This window comes from Pseudomonas sp. SIMBA_067 (genome assembly GCF_046534675.1).
Lineage (GTDB): Bacteria > Pseudomonadota > Gammaproteobacteria > Pseudomonadales > Pseudomonadaceae > Aquipseudomonas > Aquipseudomonas putida.
The window spans coordinates 20131-36015 of the sequence record NZ_JAWRYH010000003.1; the positions used below are offsets into that span (position 1 = coordinate 20131).

A 15885-nucleotide genomic window follows, 5' to 3' on the forward strand; every position below is an offset into this window, starting at 1 on the left:
AAAAAGATCATGCTTCAGTCGGGCGCTTCGCCTGAATCACGATGAACGGCGAAACCACCACGGCCCAGATCTCTGGATCGCGGCTTTGCAGGTCCAGTGCCTGCTCGGCCGATACCGGCCCAACAGTGCCATCACTACGCCACTTGGCGAAGATCTCGCTGCGATTCTCGGCCATTGCCTCGGCAACGGTGATCAGGTCGAGGCTGGGGTCGACCCAAATCAGGTCACCCTTGGCCCAGAAACGCTCCAGGGCTTTCCACTCGATGATTGCCGTCTCGCCAAGCAATTTGGCATAGAGGGTGCTTGTTTGATCAGTCATGGGCGTGTATCCGCAAAAATCGGCCAATAAAAAAGGTCGGCATTTTTGCAGAAAAACCCAGGTACAAATATGTAATTTGGTCGATTGACCCCGAACTTGTGGGGCGGGGTCGCAGATACAGGCCATTTGATGGCGCCTTTTTGTATCTTTCTGTCGAGCACGCGACAACCCAGGAAACAGGCACTTTTTGACGGCTTTCCAAGCGCTCAAACAGCGCTCTACACTGTACCGGTACAGTTCCGGGACATGTTCCGGGGGAAGGTGGGCTTGCGCGTTGGCATGGCCACGCTGCAAATCCCGCCCGGTCTGTAGCCCTGGCCGCCAGGACTATAAGAATTACAACAGAATGAGTGGAGCACTATGATCAAGATTTCCAAGCTGTTCGCCGCAATGGTACTGGCCGGGGTAGCCAGCCATTCGTTTGCCGCCGATACCATCAAGATCGGCATCGCCGGTCCGAAGACGGGTCCTGTGACCCAGTACGGCGACATGCAGTTCATCGGCGCCAAACAGGCCATCAAGGACATCAACGCCAAGGGCGGCGTCGATGGCAAAATGCTTGAAGCCAAGGAATACGACGACGCGTGCGACCCTAAACAGGCCGTGGCAGTCGCCAACAAAGTGGTCAACGACGGTGTCAAGTTCGTCATTGGCCACCTGTGCTCCAGCTCTACCCAGCCTGCGTCCGACATCTATGAAGACGAAGGCGTGATCATGATCACCCCCGCCGCCACCAGCCCGGAAATCACCGCGCGTGGCTATAAAATGATCTTCCGTACCATTGGCCTGGACAGCGCCCAGGGCCCAGCGGCCGGCAACTACATCGCCGACCACGTCAAGCCGAAGGTCGTTGCGGTGCTGCACGACAAGCAGCAGTACGGTGAAGGCATCGCCACCGCGGTCAAGCAGACCCTGGAAAGCAAAGGCACCAAGGTTGCCGTGTTCGAAGGCCTGAACGCGGGTGACAAGGACTTCTCCTCGATCATCCAGAAGCTCAAGCAGAACAATGTCGACTTCGTCTACTACGGCGGCTACCACCCAGAGCTGGGCCTGATCCTGCGCCAGGCACAGGAAAAAGGCCTGAAAGCCAAGTTCATGGGCCCAGAGGGTGTGGGTAACGACTCGATCTCGCAGATCGCCCAGAACGCCTCCGAAGGCCTGCTGGTCACCCTGCCGAAGTCGTTCGACGCCGACCCTAAAAACAAGGCCATCGTCGACGCCATCAAGGCCGACGGCAAAGACCCGAGCGGCCCGTTCGTGTTCCCTGCCTACTCGGCTGTCCAACTGATCGCCGAAGGCATCAAAGCGGCCAAGTCCGAAGACGCCGAGAAGGTGGCAGAAGCCATCCACGCCGGTACCTTCAAGACCCCGACCGGCGACCTGTCGTACGACGCCAAAGGCGACCTGAAAGACTTCAAGTTCGTGGTATACGAATGGCACTTCGGCAAGCCGAAGACCGAAGTCTCCCCTCAGTAACTGCGTGACTAAATAGCTGACCGTAGAAGCCCACTGTGCGAGCAGTGGGCTTTGTTTTACGAGGTTCATGGGCCCGACTCCCGCGATCCGGGGGCGGGCCCACCTGAAAATCTTAAAACCGTCACCCGCGGTTTCCTGGCATACCCCCGCCAGCGAAATGCAAATCAGGTTTTTAGGAGCGCTGTAATGCCTGAGATCTACCATTTCTTCCAACAACTGGTTAATGGATTGACCATCGGCAGCACCTATGCCTTGATCGCCATCGGCTACACGATGGTGTACGGCATCATTGGCATGATCAACTTCGCCCACGGCGAGGTGTACATGATCGGTTCCTACGTGGCCTTCATCGCCCTGGCGGGCCTGGCCATGATGGGCATCCATTCGCTGCCGATCCTGATGACCGTTGCCTTCGTCGCGACGATCTTCGTCACCAGTGCCTATGGTTACAGTATCGAACGGGTTGCCTACCGCCCCTTGCGCAACAGCAACCGTCTGATCCCGCTGATTTCCGCCATCGGCATGTCGATCTTCCTGCAGAACACCGTCTTGCTGTCGCAAGACTCCAAGGACAAGTCCATCCCCAACCTGATCCCCGGAAGTTTCTCGTTCGGGCCAGGCGGTGCGGAGGAAGTTCTGATCAGCTACATGCAGATCCTGGTGTTCGTGGTCACCCTCGTGGCAATGACCCTGCTCACCCTGTTCATCTCCCGTTCCCGCCTGGGCCGCGCCTGCCGCGCCTGCGCCGAAGACATCAAGATGGCCAACCTGCTGGGCATCAACACCAACAACATCATCGCCCTCACCTTCGTCATCGGTGCCGCCCTGGCGGCGGTGGCGGCCGTGCTGCTGAGCATGCAGTACGGGGTGATCAACCCCAACGCCGGTTTCCTGGTGGGCCTCAAAGCCTTCACCGCGGCGGTGCTGGGTGGCATCGGCAGCATTCCGGGCGCCATGCTCGGCGGGCTGGTGCTGGGCGTAGCCGAAGCCTTTGGCGCCGACATCTTCGGCGACCAGTACAAGGACGTGGTGGCATTCGGCTTGTTGGTTCTTGTCCTGCTATTCCGGCCGACCGGCATCCTGGGCCGCCCGGAGGTTGAAAAAGTATGAGCAAAAATCTCAAACAGGCGTTCTTCAGCGCCTTGCTGGTCTGGGCCGTGGCCTTCCCGGTGCTGGGCCTGAAACTGAGCATCGACGGCATCAGCCTGGTCGTGCACAGCCAGGGTTCGTTCACCATCAGCATCATCGCCGTGTGCTCGGTATTGATGTTCCTGCGCGTGCTGTTCGACAAGCAGTGGAGTTCGGTGATGGGCCGCCGTTCGGATCGCAAGCTGATCCCGCCGGCCGTCAGCAACTACCTGACCCTGCCCAAGACCCAGCGCTATGTGATCATTGGTCTGATCGTTGCGGCACTGGTGTGGCCGTTCTTCGGCTCGCGCGGTGCGGTCGACATCGCCACGCTGATCCTGATCTACGTGTTGCTGGGCCTGGGCCTGAACATCGTGGTCGGCCTGGCGGGCCTGCTCGACCTCGGTTACGTCGGCTTCTATGCCGTCGGCGCCTACAGCTACGCCATGCTCTCGCACTACCTGGGCTGGAGCTTCTGGGTGTGCCTGCCGATTGCCGGCCTGATGGCCGCCACCTTCGGCTTCCTGCTTGGCTTCCCGGTGCTGCGCCTGCGCGGTGACTACCTGGCGATCGTGACCCTTGGCTTCGGCGAGATCATCCGCCTGTTCCTGCGCAACCTCACCGACTGGACCGGCGGCCCCAACGGCATCAGCAACATCCCCAAGCCGGAGTTCTTCGGCCTGACCTTCGAACGCCGTGCCGCCGAGGGCATGCAGACCTTCCACGAGTTCTTCGGGCTGGAATACAACTCGATCAACAAGGTCATCTTCCTCTACCTGGTAGCCCTGCTGCTGGCCCTGCTCGCGCTGTTCGTGATCAACCGCCTGCTGCGCATGCCGATCGGCCGCGCTTGGGAAGCCCTGCGTGAAGACGAGATCGCCTGCCGTGCGCTGGGCCTGAACCCGACCATCATCAAGCTCTCGGCCTTCACCCTCGGTGCCTGCTTCGCCGGTTTCGCCGGCAGCTTCTTCGCTGCGCGCCAGGGGCTGGTCACACCGGAGTCGTTCACCTTCATCGAGTCGGCGATCATCCTCGCCATCGTCGTGCTCGGCGGCATGGGCTCACAACTGGGCGTGATCCTCGCGGCCATCGTGATGATCCTGCTGCCCGAGCTGATGCGTGAGTTCAGCGAATACCGGATGCTGATGTTCGGTGCGCTGATGGTGTTGATGATGATCTGGCGTCCGCAAGGCTTGCTGCCTATGCAACGTCCACACATGGAGCTGCATCGATGAGCCGTGAAATTCTGCAAGTCAGCGGCCTGAGCATGCGCTTCGGCGGCTTGTTGGCGGTCAACGGCGTGGCCCTGACCGTCAAGGAAAAACAGGTGGTGGCGCTGATCGGCCCGAACGGCGCCGGCAAGACCACCGTGTTCAACTGCCTGACCGGTTTCTACAAGCCCAGCGGCGGCACCATCCTGCTCGATGGCCAGCCGATCCAGGGCCTGGCCGGCCATCAGATCGCCCGCAAGGGCGTGGTGCGGACCTTCCAGAACGTGCGCCTGTTCAAGGAAATGACCGCGCTGGAAAACCTGCTGATCGCCCAGCACCGTCACCTGAACACCAACTTCTTCGCCGGCCTGTTCAAGACCCCGAGCTTCCGCCGCAGCGAGAAGGAGGCCATGGAACGCGCGCAGTACTGGCTGGAGAAGGTCAACCTGACCGAATTCGCCAACCGTACCGCCGGCACCCTGGCCTACGGCCAGCAACGCCGCCTGGAAATCGCCCGCTGCATGATGACCCAGCCGCGCATCATCATGCTCGACGAACCGGCCGCGGGCCTGAACCCGAAGGAAACCGAAGACCTCAAGGCACTGATCGCCTACCTGCGTGAGTCGCACAACGTCACCGTGCTGCTGATCGAGCACGACATGAAGCTGGTGATGAGCATCTCCGACCATATCGTGGTGATCAACCAGGGCACCCCCCTGGCCCACGGCACGCCGGAAGAGATTCGCGACAACCCTGATGTGATCAAAGCCTACCTGGGGGAAGCGTAAATGCTGAAGTTCGAAAACGTTTCCACCTTCTACGGCAAGATCCAGGCGCTGCACAGCGTGAACGTGGAGATCAACCAGGGCGAGATCGTCACCCTGATCGGTGCCAACGGCGCCGGCAAGTCGACCTTGCTGATGACCCTGTGCGGCTCGCCGCAGGCGCACAGTGGCAGCATCAAGTACCTGGGTGAAGAACTGGTCGGCCAGCCGTCCTCGCACATCATGCGCAAGAGCATTGCCGTGGTGCCTGAAGGCCGCCGCGTGTTCGCCCGCCTGACCGTCGAGGAAAACCTGGCGATGGGTGGCTTCTTCACCAACAAGGGCGACTATCAGGAGCAACTGGACAAGGTGTTGCAGCTGTTCCCGCGCCTGAAGGAGCGTTATATCCAGCGTGGCGGCACCATGTCTGGTGGCGAGCAGCAAATGCTCGCCATTGGCCGGGCGCTGATGAGCAAGCCCAAGCTGTTGCTGCTCGACGAGCCCTCGCTGGGCCTGGCGCCGATCATCATCCAGCAGATCTTCGACATCATCGAGCAACTGCGCCGCGATGGCGTGACCGTGTTCCTGGTGGAGCAGAATGCCAACCAGGCGCTCAAGGTCGCTGACCGCGCCTATGTGCTGGAGAACGGCCGGGTGGTGATGCAGGGGACAGGTGAAGCACTGCTGACCGACCCTAAGGTGCGCGACGCGTACCTGGGGGGTTGATCGGAAAAGGGCCTTCGGGCCCTTTTTCATGCCTGCCAGAAATGTCTCGCCAGTACCGGCCTCTTCGCGGTCTTGCACGCTCCCACAGAAAACCCACGGTACCTGTGAGAGCGGGCGAGCCCGCGAAGAGGCCGGCACTGGTAACCATTGACTTGAGATCCACCGCCGGCCTGAGTAACGTGGCCAGCTCTTTGCCAAAGATTCCCGGAGTTCGCCCGATGCGCCTCACCCCCACCCTGCTGCTCACCGCCCTGCTGCCCCTGTTCGCCGGCTGCCAGCTCATGGCTGACGCGCCAAGCGACCCGAATATCGGCACCACGCGCATGCAGGGCGAACTGCGTGCCGCCGGTGGCCAGCTGCTGTTCAAGCCGTGCAGCGAAAACCGCACGTTCGTGATCAACGACGTCGGCGCCACCGGCATCCTGCAGGAGGCCGCCAACCTCGCCAAAGACGCCAACGACAAACTGTTCGCCGACGTCCGTGGCCGCCTCACCGGCAGCAAGCAGGCCAACAACGACGGCCAGCTGGAAGTGCGCCGCCTGTACCGCCTGGAACCCTCCACGCGCGCCTGCGAAGACCCCAACTTCAAGCAGCTGACCCTGCGCGCCAATGGTCATGAACCCGAGTGGGACATCAAGGCCAGCGGCAAGGGCATGGTGCTCAGTCGCGTGGGCCAGCAGCCTTTGCCCCTGCCGTTTCTGGAAGAAGAAGTACCCGGCGGCGGCCTGACCCTTACCAGCGAAGCCAACGGCCAGCACGTGGAACTGTGGGTCGCGCCGCAGCGCTGCGTAGACAGCGCCACGGGCGCCATCCACCACATGCGTGCCGAGCTGCGCATCGACGGCAAGACCCTGCAGGGCTGCGGCTACTACGGCGGCGCGCGCGACAACTGATCACCGGGTACTTTTATCCTGCCAGTCGGGGCGGCGAACAGCTTATACTTGGCGGTTTGTGTAAAGCCGCCGGCCGCCCATGGCCGGGATACTGGACCCTGCCATGCTACGAATCACCGAACTCAAGCTGCCCCTGGACCATCCCGACGAAGCGCTGCGTGAAGCCATCGTCCAGCGCCTGGGCATCCGCGACGAGCAACTGCTCAGCTTCAACCTGTTCAAGCGCAGCTACGATGCGCGCAAGAAGAACAGCGAGTTGCTGTTCATCTACACCATCGACCTTGAAGCCAGCAACGAAGCCGAGCTGCTCGACAAGTTCGCCGACGATCACAACATCGGCCCGGCACCGGACGTGACCTACAAGTATGTCGGCCACGCCCCGGCCGACGTGCAGGAACGCCCGATCGTGGTCGGTTTCGGCCCGTGCGGCATCTTCGCCGGCCTGCTGTTGGCGCAGATGGGCTTCAAGCCGATCATCCTCGAACGTGGCAAGGAAGTACGCCAGCGCACCAAGGACACCTGGGGCCTGTGGCGCAAAAGCGTGCTCAACCCAGAGTCCAATGTGCAGTTCGGCGAAGGCGGCGCCGGTACCTTCTCTGACGGCAAGCTGTACAGCCAGATCAAGGACCCGCAGCACCACGGCCGCAAAGTGCTGGAAGAGTTCGTCAAGGCCGGTGCGCCGGACGAGATCCTGTACATCAACAAACCGCACATCGGCACTTTCCGCCTCACCGGCATGGTGGAGCAGATGCGCCAGGACATGATCGCCCTCGGCGCAGAAGTACGTTTCCAGGAAAAGGTCACCGACCTGCTGGTCGAAGACGGCCAGCTGACCGGCGTGGTGCTGGAGAGTGGCGAACAGCTGCACTCGCGCCATGTGGTCCTGGCCCTTGGCCACAGCGCCCGCGACACCTTCCGCATGCTGCATGCCAAGGGCGTGTACATGGAAGCCAAGCCGTTCTCGGTAGGCTTCCGTATCGAGCACCCGCAAACGCTGATCGACAAAGCGCGCCTGGGCAAGTACGCCGGCCACCCGAAACTCGGCGCCGCCGACTACAAGCTGGTGTACCACGCCAAGAACGGCCGCTCGGTATACAGCTTCTGCATGTGCCCGGGTGGCACCGTGGTCGCCGCCACCAGCGAACCAGGCCGGGTGGTCACCAACGGCATGAGCCAGTACTCGCGTAACGAGCGCAACGCCAACTCTGGCATCGTCGTCGGCATTGACCCCGAGCGCGACTACCCGGGCGGCCCGCTGGCCGGTATTGAACTGCAAGAGCGTCTGGAAGCCCACGCCTACGTGATGGGCGGCAGCAACTACCAGGCCCCGGCGCAGCTGGTGGGTGACTTCGTTGCAGGCCGGCCATCGACCGCCCTGGGCAGTGTCGAACCGTCCTACAAACCAGGCGTGACCCTGGGTGACCTGGCGCCGAGCCTGCCCGACTTCGCCATCGAGGCAATCCGTGAAGCACTGCCGGCGTTCGACCGGCAGATCAAGGGCTACAACCTGCATGATGCAGTGTTGACCGGGATCGAGACGCGCACCTCGTCGCCACTGCGCATTACCCGCGGTGAGGACTACCAGAGCCTGAACCTTAAAGGGTTGTTCCCGGCGGGTGAAGGCGCCGGCTACGCGGGCGGGATTCTGTCCGCGGGTGTAGACGGGATCCGTATTGCCGAGGCGGTAGCGCGGGATATGCTCGGCCTGTAATTTTGTATCGCCTGTCAGGGCCCTTTCGCGGGTAAACCCGCGAAAGGGCCCTTGCAGGAATCAGAAATATCCAACCCGAACATCAGACATTCCCTCCCCCTTCCACCCCCATCTGCATCTAGGCTTCACACAGCCCAGCCGGCAACAACATATAACAAAAACGAATATAGTTTTTGTTTTAAAGCATATCGTCACAGGCTAGGGTGTACGCCCGTATCATTCGTAAACTGCTCATGGAGAGCCTATAGCCCGTGCGTAGCCTGTTTACCCGTTTCTTCCAGCTTGAAGCCGCCAGCGGCCTGCTGCTGATCGCCGCCGCCGTCATGGCACTGATCATCAACAACTCGCCACTGTCCTACCTGTACAGCGGGCTGCTCGATGTGCCCGTCGCCGTCCAGGTCGGCGCGCTGAATATCGCCAAACCTTTGTTGCTGTGGATCAATGACGGCCTCATGGCCCTGTTCTTCCTGCTCATCGGCCTTGAGGTCAAGCGCGAGGTGGTCGACGGCCACCTGTCCAAACCTGCCCAGGTGATCCTGCCTGCCACTGCTGCCGTGGGCGGCATGGTGGTGCCAGCACTGATCTACTGGTTCATCAACCGCGACAACCCGGCGGCCGTGGCCGGCTGGGCGATCCCCACTGCCACCGACATCGCCTTCGCCCTTGGCGTGCTGGCCCTGCTGGGCAAACGCGTACCGGTATCGCTGAAACTGTTCCTGATGACTTTGGCGATCATCGACGACCTGGGCGCGATCATCGTCATCGCCCTGTTCTACTCCGGGACACTGTCGAGCGTGTCGCTGCTACTGGCTGCGGCCTGCCTGGTGGCGCTGGTAGCGATGAACCGGCTTGGCGTGGTCAAGCTTGGGCCGTACATGATCGTTGGCCTGATCCTGTGGGTCTGCGTACTCAAGAGTGGCGTACATGCCACGCTGGCCGGTGTCGCCCTGGCCTTGTGCATCCCGCTGCGTACCCGCAACGCCGAGACTTCGCCACTGCTGTCCCTTGAGCATGCCCTGCATCCTTGGGTCGCTTATGCCATTTTGCCGATTTTTGCCTTCGCCAATGCTGGCGTCTCGCTGGCAGGCATGACCGTAGACAGCTTCACCCACCCGGTGCCGATGGGCATCGCGGTTGGCCTGCTGCTGGGCAAGACCGTGGGCGTTTTCGGCCTGACCTGGCTGGCGGTCAAGCTGCGCCTGGCCGCGCTGCCTGAGGGTGCCGGCTGGGGGCAAATACTGGGGGTGGCGATACTCTGCGGCATCGGCTTCACCATGAGCCTTTTCGTTGGCTCGCTCGCCTTCGCCCCGGGTAGCAGCGATTACGCCGGTATGGACCGCATGGGTATTCTTACCGGCTCGTTCTTCGCCGCAGTGATCGGCTACGCCGTCATCGCCATGGCCAGCCGCAAAACCCGTGTTGGTTGACGTTACTGAAGCATGAAAAAACCCCGACTGGCAGCGGCCATGTCGGGGTTTTTGTTTTACTGCGCTACGGTCAGTGCGAAACGCGGCTGGTGCCATCAACAGTCATGATGCGCACGCGGTCGCCAACGCGGAAGATTTCGTTCTCCTGCACGGCCTGCACGTAGGCACGCATGCTGCCATCGTCCTCACGCACGGTGATTTCGACGCCTTGGGTGCGGGTCAGGCCTTCTTCTGCAGCGGAACCGGCCAGGCCACCGGCCACGGCACCGATCACGGCTGCAACAATGCTGCCACGGCCACCGCCTACAGCACTGCCGGCTACGCCACCAACGATGGCGCCAGCGCCACCGCCGATCGGGGTCTTGGTACCTTCGATCTTGACGGGGCGCAGGGATTCGATGGTGCCCATGCGCACGGTTTGCACGCGGCGGGCTTCATCACGGGAGTAGCTGTCACCGGTCAGGCTCGAGGCACAGCCCCCCAGCAGCAGCGACATGGTGGTAAAGGTCGCCACCAGCAAAGCGGATTTACGCATGGGTAAAGTCTCCATAAGTCAGGTGCTCATTAGACGCTGCACGTTGACGGCTGTCACGGTACAAACGTAATAAAATTGTTTTCATTCAGCCGGTGTACAGCCTGTGCGGTTGTGCCATAGGCTCATCAATTGAGACCAAGGATAGCCATGGATTACTTCATCGTCGTGGTCACCACCGTTGCCGGGCTGTATTTCCATTGGTGGCTGTATGTACGCATGCGCCGCTGGATGGACCGTGACCTGGCGTTGTCGCTGGCGGGGGCTGACCCTGAAAAGCGTGAGTACATGCTGGAAAGGTTGGCGCAGGCGCGGCAGGAGAAGGTGGGGCGCAAGCAACTGGCGGGGTGGTTGGAGCGCGAGGCGGCGGGGTATCGGGGGTAGCCTGATGGATCACTGGGGCTGCAAAGCAGCCCCAAATTCTCAGGGTGCCAGCCGCTCACGCAGCCATTGCCCGTCCACCAGCCGGTAGTTCAAGCGGTCATGCAGGCGGCTCGCCCGCCCCTGCCAGAACTCGATACGCTCAGGCAACAGACGATAACCACCCCAGTGCTCCGGGCAGTGCGGCTGGGTGTCGGAGAAGCGCGCTTCGGTGGCCTTGACCAGGCCCTCCAGCTCTTCACGACCGGAAATCACACGGCTCTGCGGCGAAGCCCAGGCGCCCAGGCGGCTGCCCAGCGGGCGCACCTGGTAGTAGTCGTCCGACTCCTTGGCCGTGACCTTTTCCACCCGCCCTTCGATGCGCACCTGGCGCTCCAGCGCCGGCCAGAAGAAGGTCATGGCCGCAAAAGGGTTGGCCTGCAGTTGCTGGCCCTTGGCGCTTTCGTAGTTGGTAAAGAAGGTAAAGCCCTGCTCATCGAGCCCCTTCAACAACAGTACGCGGCAATGTGGGCGGCCTTCGCCGTCCACAGTCGCCAGGGTCATGGCATTGGCTTCCACCGGTACCTGCTCGGTCTTCACCGCATCGGCAAACCACTGGTGGAACAAAGCGAATGGCTCCCCCGGGGCCTGGGCTTCGGCCAGGCCATCACGGGTGTAGTCGCGGCGCATATCGGCCAGGGATTGGGTCATTGCTGCGTTTCCTTGACGATCAGTTGGTCTTCGCAGGGCTGTTGGCAGCTACTTTCTTGTCAGCGGTAGCTTTCTTGGCGGCAGGCTTGGCGGCTGCCTTGGCCGGCGCAGCTGTTTTCTTGGCCGTGGTCTTGGCAGGGGCCTTGGCCTTGGCAACAGGCTTCTTCGCGGCAGGCTTCTTGGCTGCTGGCTTGCTGTCAACGGCCTTGGCTGCAGGTGCCTTGGCATCCTGCACCGCAACCATCGAGGCCGGGACAGGTGCCGGGGCGGCCTGCTGGTACTTGGCCAACAGTGCGACCATGGTGTTCTGCGGGGTCAGCAGCATTTCCACGCGACGGTTCAGGGCACGGCCCTCGATGCTGTCGTTGGCGGCACGTGGCATGACCGAGCCCATGCCCTTGAGGGTCAGGCGGTCACGCTGCAGGCCGCTAAGGCGGAAGATGGCCGATACCGAAGCGGCGCGTTCCAGGCTGAGCTTCTGGTTGGCAGCGGCAACGCCGCTGCTGTCGGCATGGCCCAGTACCAGCACGGCAGTCTTGGGGTCGCCTTCGACGGTCTTGGCCACACGAGTGATCGGGCCGAGGGTCATTGGCAGCAGCATGTTCGGGCGATCAGGGTTGTACGAGCTGTCCACCGGCAGGGTGACCGCCAGCACATTGTCGCGGCGCTCCAGTTCCAGCTTGCTGTCCTTGATGGCTTCACGCAGCTTGGGCTCGTACTCGTCCAGCCAGGCCTGGGTGGCCTTCTGGTCGATCTTCGGCACGACCGGCCCTTTGGCTTGCTTGTCATCGCCGCCGAACGGCCACCACCAGCGGCTGGCGCTTTCGGACTTGGCATCGGCCTTGGCCACTTTTTCGGTGACGGCTGCCTTCACTTCCTGCTCGGCGACCTTGTCGGAACCGAAAGGCCACCAGCTGGAGCCACCTTCCTTGGAGCCGTCCGGAGAATGACTGGCGCAGCCGGTAACGGCGGTCAGGCACAGGGCGAGTGCTAAGGTTTTATGTGAAGACATCAGCGATACACCATGAATTAGAAAGAGATTTTGCCAACGCACATGAGGCGTTGGCATTGAGGATAGTCAAAGGGGCGGGGCAATACCCGCATTACCCGATCAAAGGCAACTGGCAAGAACACGGACCAGTTTCTGGGCTCGTGGATCCATGAGCACGTAGGGACCAAGTGTATTGACCACGAAACCGAAGGCCACGTCGTGCTCCGGGTCGGCAAAACCGACCGAGCCACCAGCACCTGGGTGGCCGAAGGCGCGGGCGCCGAGGCCAAAGGTGGCATTGGCCACATCAGGCTGGTCGAGCATGCAGCCCAGACCAAAGCGGGTCTGGGTGAGCAAGGTGCGGTCCTGGCCGAGGCTGTGCTCGCGAGTCAGTTCATCAAGCAGTTCGGATTCGAGCAGGCTGCCGTCCAGCAAACCGGCATAGAACCCTGCCAGGCTGCGGGCATTGCCATGGCCATTAGCCGCCGGCTGTTGCATACGTCGCCATTCCGGCTTATTGGTGCTGGTCAGGATCGCCGGCGGGTTAGTGAAAGCACGGGTCGATAGCGCCTCGGGTTCGCGCATGGTCACCTGCAGCAAGCGCTGCGCGGCGGCGTCCCCGGGGTTGCCTTTGCCACGGGCGATGTGCGCCACGCGGTAGAACTCTTCGTCTGCCAGGCCAACATGGAAGTCCAACCCCAACGGGCGGGCGGTGCGGGCCACGATCGAGTCGCCAGGGCCACGGCCATCGGCGCGGCGAATCAGCTCGCCGATCAGCCAGCCGTAGGTGATGGCGGCATAACCGTGTTCGCTACCGGGTGTCCACCATGGCGTTTCAGCCGCCAGGGCATTGACCATGGCCTGCCAGTCGTACAGGGCTTCAGCGGGCAGCAGCTCACGGATGGCCGGCAAGCCGGCGCGGTGACTGAGCAGCTGGCGCAAGGTGATCGACTGTTTACCGGCCTGGGCAAACTCGGGCCAGTAATTGGCCACAGGTGCATCGAGGGCCAGCTTGCCCTCGCCCACCAGTTGCAGGGCGGTGACAGCGGTGAAGGTCTTGGTACAGGAGAACAGGTTGGCGATGGTGTCGCTGTGCCAGGCCTGCTGGCCATCCTTGTCGGCACTGCCGGCCCACAGGTCGACGACGGTTTCGCCACCGACCTGGATGCACAGCGCAGCGCCACGCTCCTGGGGATCTTCGAACAGCGCGGCAAAGGCTTCGCGCACGGCTTCGAACTTCAGCTCATAGTGACCCTGGATCTGCACCCGCTGTACTCCGTACGACCATGTCCAAAAAAGGTGTGCATTGTTTCAGTACTTGGGTGTTTTGCAAACTGGCTTGGGCCAAATGGTCGCGACGAACGGTAGCTTCGTGCTCAGGGAGCCGGTTTTTCCAGCAGGGTGCGCAATTGGCCCATCGCCTGCAGGTTGCTCTTGCGCACAGCGTCGACAAACCCCGGGTACGGCACATCGGTGATCGCCACCAGCCCGAGGTGGCCGTTTTCGCCGTCAAGCAGGCGGCCGCTGGCCGGCTGGTCGAGGTACTGGAACCAGTGCGCACCAACGATCATCGGCTGCGCCAGGGCCGCCTTGAGGAAGTTGCCGTAAGCCGGGCCGCGGTCTTCTTCCCGCGCCAGCTCCAGCGGCCCCGGCCAGAACGGCCCGCGATCTCGTGAACCGAACTGGAACTCGGACACCAGCACCGGCTTGTCCAGCTCGGCCAGGCGGGCAAAATCGTAGCCGTCCTGCGGCTTGAGGGTATAGAAGTTGAAGCTGAGCACATCGCAGAACTCGGCACAGGCCTTGACCGCCTCCGGCGTGCTCACCGCGTAGCGGCCACCGAGCAGCAGGTGATTGGGGGCATGCCACTTCAATGAATCGGCAATGGTCTTGAAGTAGGTCTCGGCGAACACCTGCTGGAAGTGCTGGTAGTCGCGCTCGATTTCCGGGTGTTGCGGGTCGGGCAACGGCGCCTCGAAGCCCGGGTCTTCCATGAGTTCCCAGGCGGTCAGTTCGATGCCCCAGGCCTTGGACAGCCCTTGCTGATTGCGGTACTTGTCACGCAACTGCTTGAGGAAGGCGCGCTTGGCCGGTACATCGGTAGTCAGGCGCAAAGTGCCATAAGCCAGGCCATACCGGGCTTTAGGGTCGCTGCCTGGGGCAGCCCAGGCCAGCTCGTTGTCGGCGAAATAGCCAATCAGCCAAGGATCGTCACGGTGATCACGGGCGGCAATGGCCACGGCGCGCTCGGTGGCCATGGCAAAGCGCGGGTCGAACGGGTCGGGCATGCTGCCCCACCAGTCCATGCCGGTGCTGATGCTGGCGTAATCACCCACGATCGACAGCGGCAGGGTGTAGGGCATGCGCTTGGCCATGCCCAGGGCGGGCTCGCTCCAGTTGCCGATCGTGTTGAAACCCCAGGCCTGCAAACGGTCCAGCGCATGCGTTTGCCAGCGGGCAGCGTCCAGAACCAGTGGCGGGCAGTTGGCTGGCTGCCCTTCTGCGCCAGGCGGGCAGGGTTTGCCGTAGGTACGCTGCACGTTGGCGGCATAAAAATCGAACCAGCGCCCTTGCTTGAAGTGGCGCCCTTGCGACGAGGCATTGCCATCGTCGTTGTTGCCCTCGCCGTAGAATGCGGCCAGAGCATCGCCCTCGCCCGGCAACCCCTTGAACATGCCTTCACGGCCGGCGACGTAGGTACGCCCGCCATCTGCGGCGACGGCGTTCACCCCCAGGGAATAGAACGGATGCCCTTCCGGTGTTACCAGGTACCAGCGGCCATCACGCTTTTCGGTGCGAAAGAAGCCCTTGGCCTCGAAGGCCGGCCCTGCCAGCAGCCCGCCGTAGCCATCGAGTTGCTGCTTGCCGCGTTCAGCCAGCCAGCCCTTGAGCTGCTGCTGTTCACGCGTATCGGCCGCCTTGAGCTGCTCGTCATTGGCAACCTTCTCGGGCCAATTGCCGCGCGTGGACTGGCCATAGGCATCGATCAAATCCTTATAGGCCGCCTTGTAGGCCTGGTCATCATCCTGAATGCCTACTCGCTCGATCAGCAGGTTCTGCGCCACCTTGGGGCTGGGGATGCTCAGGCTGACCGAGGCCACCTGCTTGAGGTCTACCGCGCCCGCGCTGCTGGTCAGCAGCAAGCGCTGGCCACCATGGTGCCACGGCATGGGTGGGCCGGCGCGCATGCCCTGGCTCAGCGGCGAGCTGGCCGTCAGCGGCACCATCACGGTTTGCGCGGGGCCGGCCGGCAGGTCAACGCGGCTGGTCAAGGTGCGGCCATCGCTGCCTTGCACCGTGACATCCACCGTCAGCGCCCAGTCCATGGCACTTTGCATGCGCAACGTGAGGAACTGCCCGGTGGACCAATCCCACGCCTCGCCTTGCGGGCTCAGCCGCAGGGTGGGCCGCTCGACCGGGTTGAACACCACTCGCCGCAACACCTCGCCCTCGGCCGTTTGCTCCGCGTTGTACTGCGGCATGCCGGCATCCTCGGTCACCACATTGACCACCGAGGCCGGGCGCACGAAGCTGAACAGCGTCTGCTGCCCCGCCAGCAAGGGCGAGCTGAACAACAGGGCGAAAACGGCAGGCAGGGTGAGGCGGACCATAAGGCTGGGGCTCTCCTTCAGGCCC

General features: G+C 62.4%; 15 protein-coding genes. 9 read left to right on the top strand and 6 right to left on the bottom strand.

Annotation, left to right across the window (positions count from 1 at the left end; genetic code table 11):
- Window positions 1–7 precede the first annotated feature (7 nt).
- Window positions 8–319, bottom strand: coding sequence for a DUF2288 domain-containing protein (locus SB765_RS08535; protein WP_063422167.1), 312 nt, complete (start codon window positions 317–319; stop codon window positions 8–10).
- A 360-nt stretch (window positions 320–679) separates the two neighbouring features.
- Between SB765_RS08535 and SB765_RS08540 the strand changes: the two genes are divergently transcribed.
- The 8 genes from SB765_RS08540 (at window position 680) to nhaA (ending at window position 9655) form a co-directional block, all read left to right on the top strand.
- Window positions 680–1795: a branched-chain amino acid ABC transporter substrate-binding protein gene (locus SB765_RS08540; RefSeq protein WP_341796590.1), complete on the top strand. Its 1116-nt coding sequence runs from the start codon at window positions 680–682 to the stop codon at window positions 1793–1795.
- Window positions 1796–1981: 186 nt separating this feature from the next.
- Entirely contained in the window at window positions 1982–2905 is a 924-nt protein-coding gene (gene livH / locus SB765_RS08545) for a high-affinity branched-chain amino acid ABC transporter permease LivH (protein WP_008097482.1), read from the top strand.
- Window positions 2902–4158: a high-affinity branched-chain amino acid ABC transporter permease LivM gene (locus tag SB765_RS08550; RefSeq protein WP_341796591.1), complete on the top strand. Its 1257-nt coding sequence runs from the start codon at window positions 2902–2904 to the stop codon at window positions 4156–4158. Before livH ends, SB765_RS08550 begins: the two co-directional genes overlap by 4 nt.
- Window positions 4155–4922: a high-affinity branched-chain amino acid ABC transporter ATP-binding protein LivG gene (livG, locus tag SB765_RS08555; protein ID WP_003254878.1), complete on the top strand. Its 768-nt coding sequence runs from the start codon at window positions 4155–4157 to the stop codon at window positions 4920–4922. The genes SB765_RS08550 and livG overlap by 4 nt, the downstream gene beginning before the upstream one ends.
- Window positions 4923–5624 (top strand): ABC transporter ATP-binding protein, encoded by a 702-nt coding sequence (locus tag SB765_RS08560; RefSeq protein ID WP_016498257.1) that lies wholly within the window; start codon window positions 4923–4925, stop codon window positions 5622–5624.
- 218 nt (window positions 5625–5842) lie between these two features.
- A complete protein-coding gene (locus tag SB765_RS08565) occupies window positions 5843–6517 on the top strand; it encodes a COG3650 family protein (protein ID WP_341796592.1) in 675 nt (224 codons plus the stop codon).
- 103 nt (window positions 6518–6620) lie between these two features.
- Entirely contained in the window at window positions 6621–8228 is a 1608-nt protein-coding gene (locus tag SB765_RS08570; protein ID WP_041167602.1) for an NAD(P)/FAD-dependent oxidoreductase, read from the top strand.
- A 251-nt stretch (window positions 8229–8479) separates the two neighbouring features.
- Window positions 8480–9655: a Na+/H+ antiporter NhaA gene (gene nhaA / locus SB765_RS08575; protein ID WP_410931192.1), complete on the top strand. Its 1176-nt coding sequence runs from the start codon at window positions 8480–8482 to the stop codon at window positions 9653–9655.
- Window positions 9656–9725: 70 nt separating this feature from the next.
- Here the strand turns inward: nhaA and SB765_RS08580 are convergent, their stop codons facing one another.
- Window positions 9726–10190: a glycine zipper 2TM domain-containing protein gene (locus SB765_RS08580; protein WP_009684613.1), complete on the bottom strand. Its 465-nt coding sequence runs from the start codon at window positions 10188–10190 to the stop codon at window positions 9726–9728.
- Window positions 10191–10337: 147 nt separating this feature from the next.
- Here SB765_RS08580 and SB765_RS08585 point away from each other — a divergent pair, with 147 nt between their 5' ends.
- Entirely contained in the window at window positions 10338–10571 is a 234-nt protein-coding gene (locus SB765_RS08585; protein ID WP_341796595.1) for a hypothetical protein, read from the top strand.
- Between the two features lie 39 nt (window positions 10572–10610).
- Here SB765_RS08585 and pdxH read toward each other — a convergent pair whose 3' ends face one another.
- From pdxH to SB765_RS08605, 4 genes are all read right to left on the bottom strand, one after another.
- Complete coding sequence (pdxH, locus tag SB765_RS08590) at window positions 10611–11258, bottom strand: pyridoxamine 5'-phosphate oxidase (RefSeq protein WP_341796596.1); 648 nt, start codon at window positions 11256–11258, stop codon at window positions 10611–10613.
- A gap of 19 nt (window positions 11259–11277) precedes the next feature.
- Window positions 11278–12270 (bottom strand): OmpA family protein, encoded by a 993-nt coding sequence (locus tag SB765_RS08595; protein ID WP_197899080.1) that lies wholly within the window; start codon window positions 12268–12270, stop codon window positions 11278–11280.
- A 99-nt stretch (window positions 12271–12369) separates the two neighbouring features.
- Entirely contained in the window at window positions 12370–13515 is a 1146-nt protein-coding gene (locus tag SB765_RS08600; protein WP_043197536.1) for an EstA family serine hydrolase, read from the bottom strand.
- A 110-nt stretch (window positions 13516–13625) separates the two neighbouring features.
- Window positions 13626–15860 (bottom strand): beta-galactosidase, encoded by a 2235-nt coding sequence (locus tag SB765_RS08605; protein ID WP_410931193.1) that lies wholly within the window; start codon window positions 15858–15860, stop codon window positions 13626–13628.
- Window positions 15861–15885: the final 25 nt, after the last annotated feature.

Excerpts from the sequence above, each read along its gene's own strand:
- SB765_RS08535 (WP_063422167.1), bottom strand. The coding sequence starts at position 319 with ATGACTGATCAAACAAGCACCCTCTATGCCAAATTGCTTGGCGAGACG.
- SB765_RS08540 (WP_341796590.1), top strand. The coding sequence starts at position 680 with ATGATCAAGATTTCCAAGCTGTTCGCCGCAATGGTACTGGCCGGGGTA.
- livH (WP_008097482.1), top strand. The coding sequence starts at position 1,982 with ATGCCTGAGATCTACCATTTCTTCCAACAACTGGTTAATGGATTGACC.
- SB765_RS08550 (WP_341796591.1), top strand. The coding sequence starts at position 2,902 with ATGAGCAAAAATCTCAAACAGGCGTTCTTCAGCGCCTTGCTGGTCTGG.
- livG (WP_003254878.1), top strand. The coding sequence starts at position 4,155 with ATGAGCCGTGAAATTCTGCAAGTCAGCGGCCTGAGCATGCGCTTCGGC.
- SB765_RS08560 (WP_016498257.1), top strand. The coding sequence starts at position 4,923 with ATGCTGAAGTTCGAAAACGTTTCCACCTTCTACGGCAAGATCCAGGCG.
- SB765_RS08565 (WP_341796592.1), top strand. The coding sequence starts at position 5,843 with ATGCGCCTCACCCCCACCCTGCTGCTCACCGCCCTGCTGCCCCTGTTC.
- SB765_RS08570 (WP_041167602.1), top strand. The coding sequence starts at position 6,621 with ATGCTACGAATCACCGAACTCAAGCTGCCCCTGGACCATCCCGACGAA.
- SB765_RS08580 (WP_009684613.1), bottom strand. The coding sequence starts at position 10,190 with ATGCGTAAATCCGCTTTGCTGGTGGCGACCTTTACCACCATGTCGCTG.
- SB765_RS08585 (WP_341796595.1), top strand. The coding sequence starts at position 10,338 with ATGGATTACTTCATCGTCGTGGTCACCACCGTTGCCGGGCTGTATTTC.
- pdxH (WP_341796596.1), bottom strand. The coding sequence starts at position 11,258 with ATGACCCAATCCCTGGCCGATATGCGCCGCGACTACACCCGTGATGGC.
- SB765_RS08595 (WP_197899080.1), bottom strand. The coding sequence starts at position 12,270 with ATGTCTTCACATAAAACCTTAGCACTCGCCCTGTGCCTGACCGCCGTT.
- SB765_RS08605 (WP_410931193.1), bottom strand. The coding sequence starts at position 15,860 with ATGGTCCGCCTCACCCTGCCTGCCGTTTTCGCCCTGTTGTTCAGCTCG.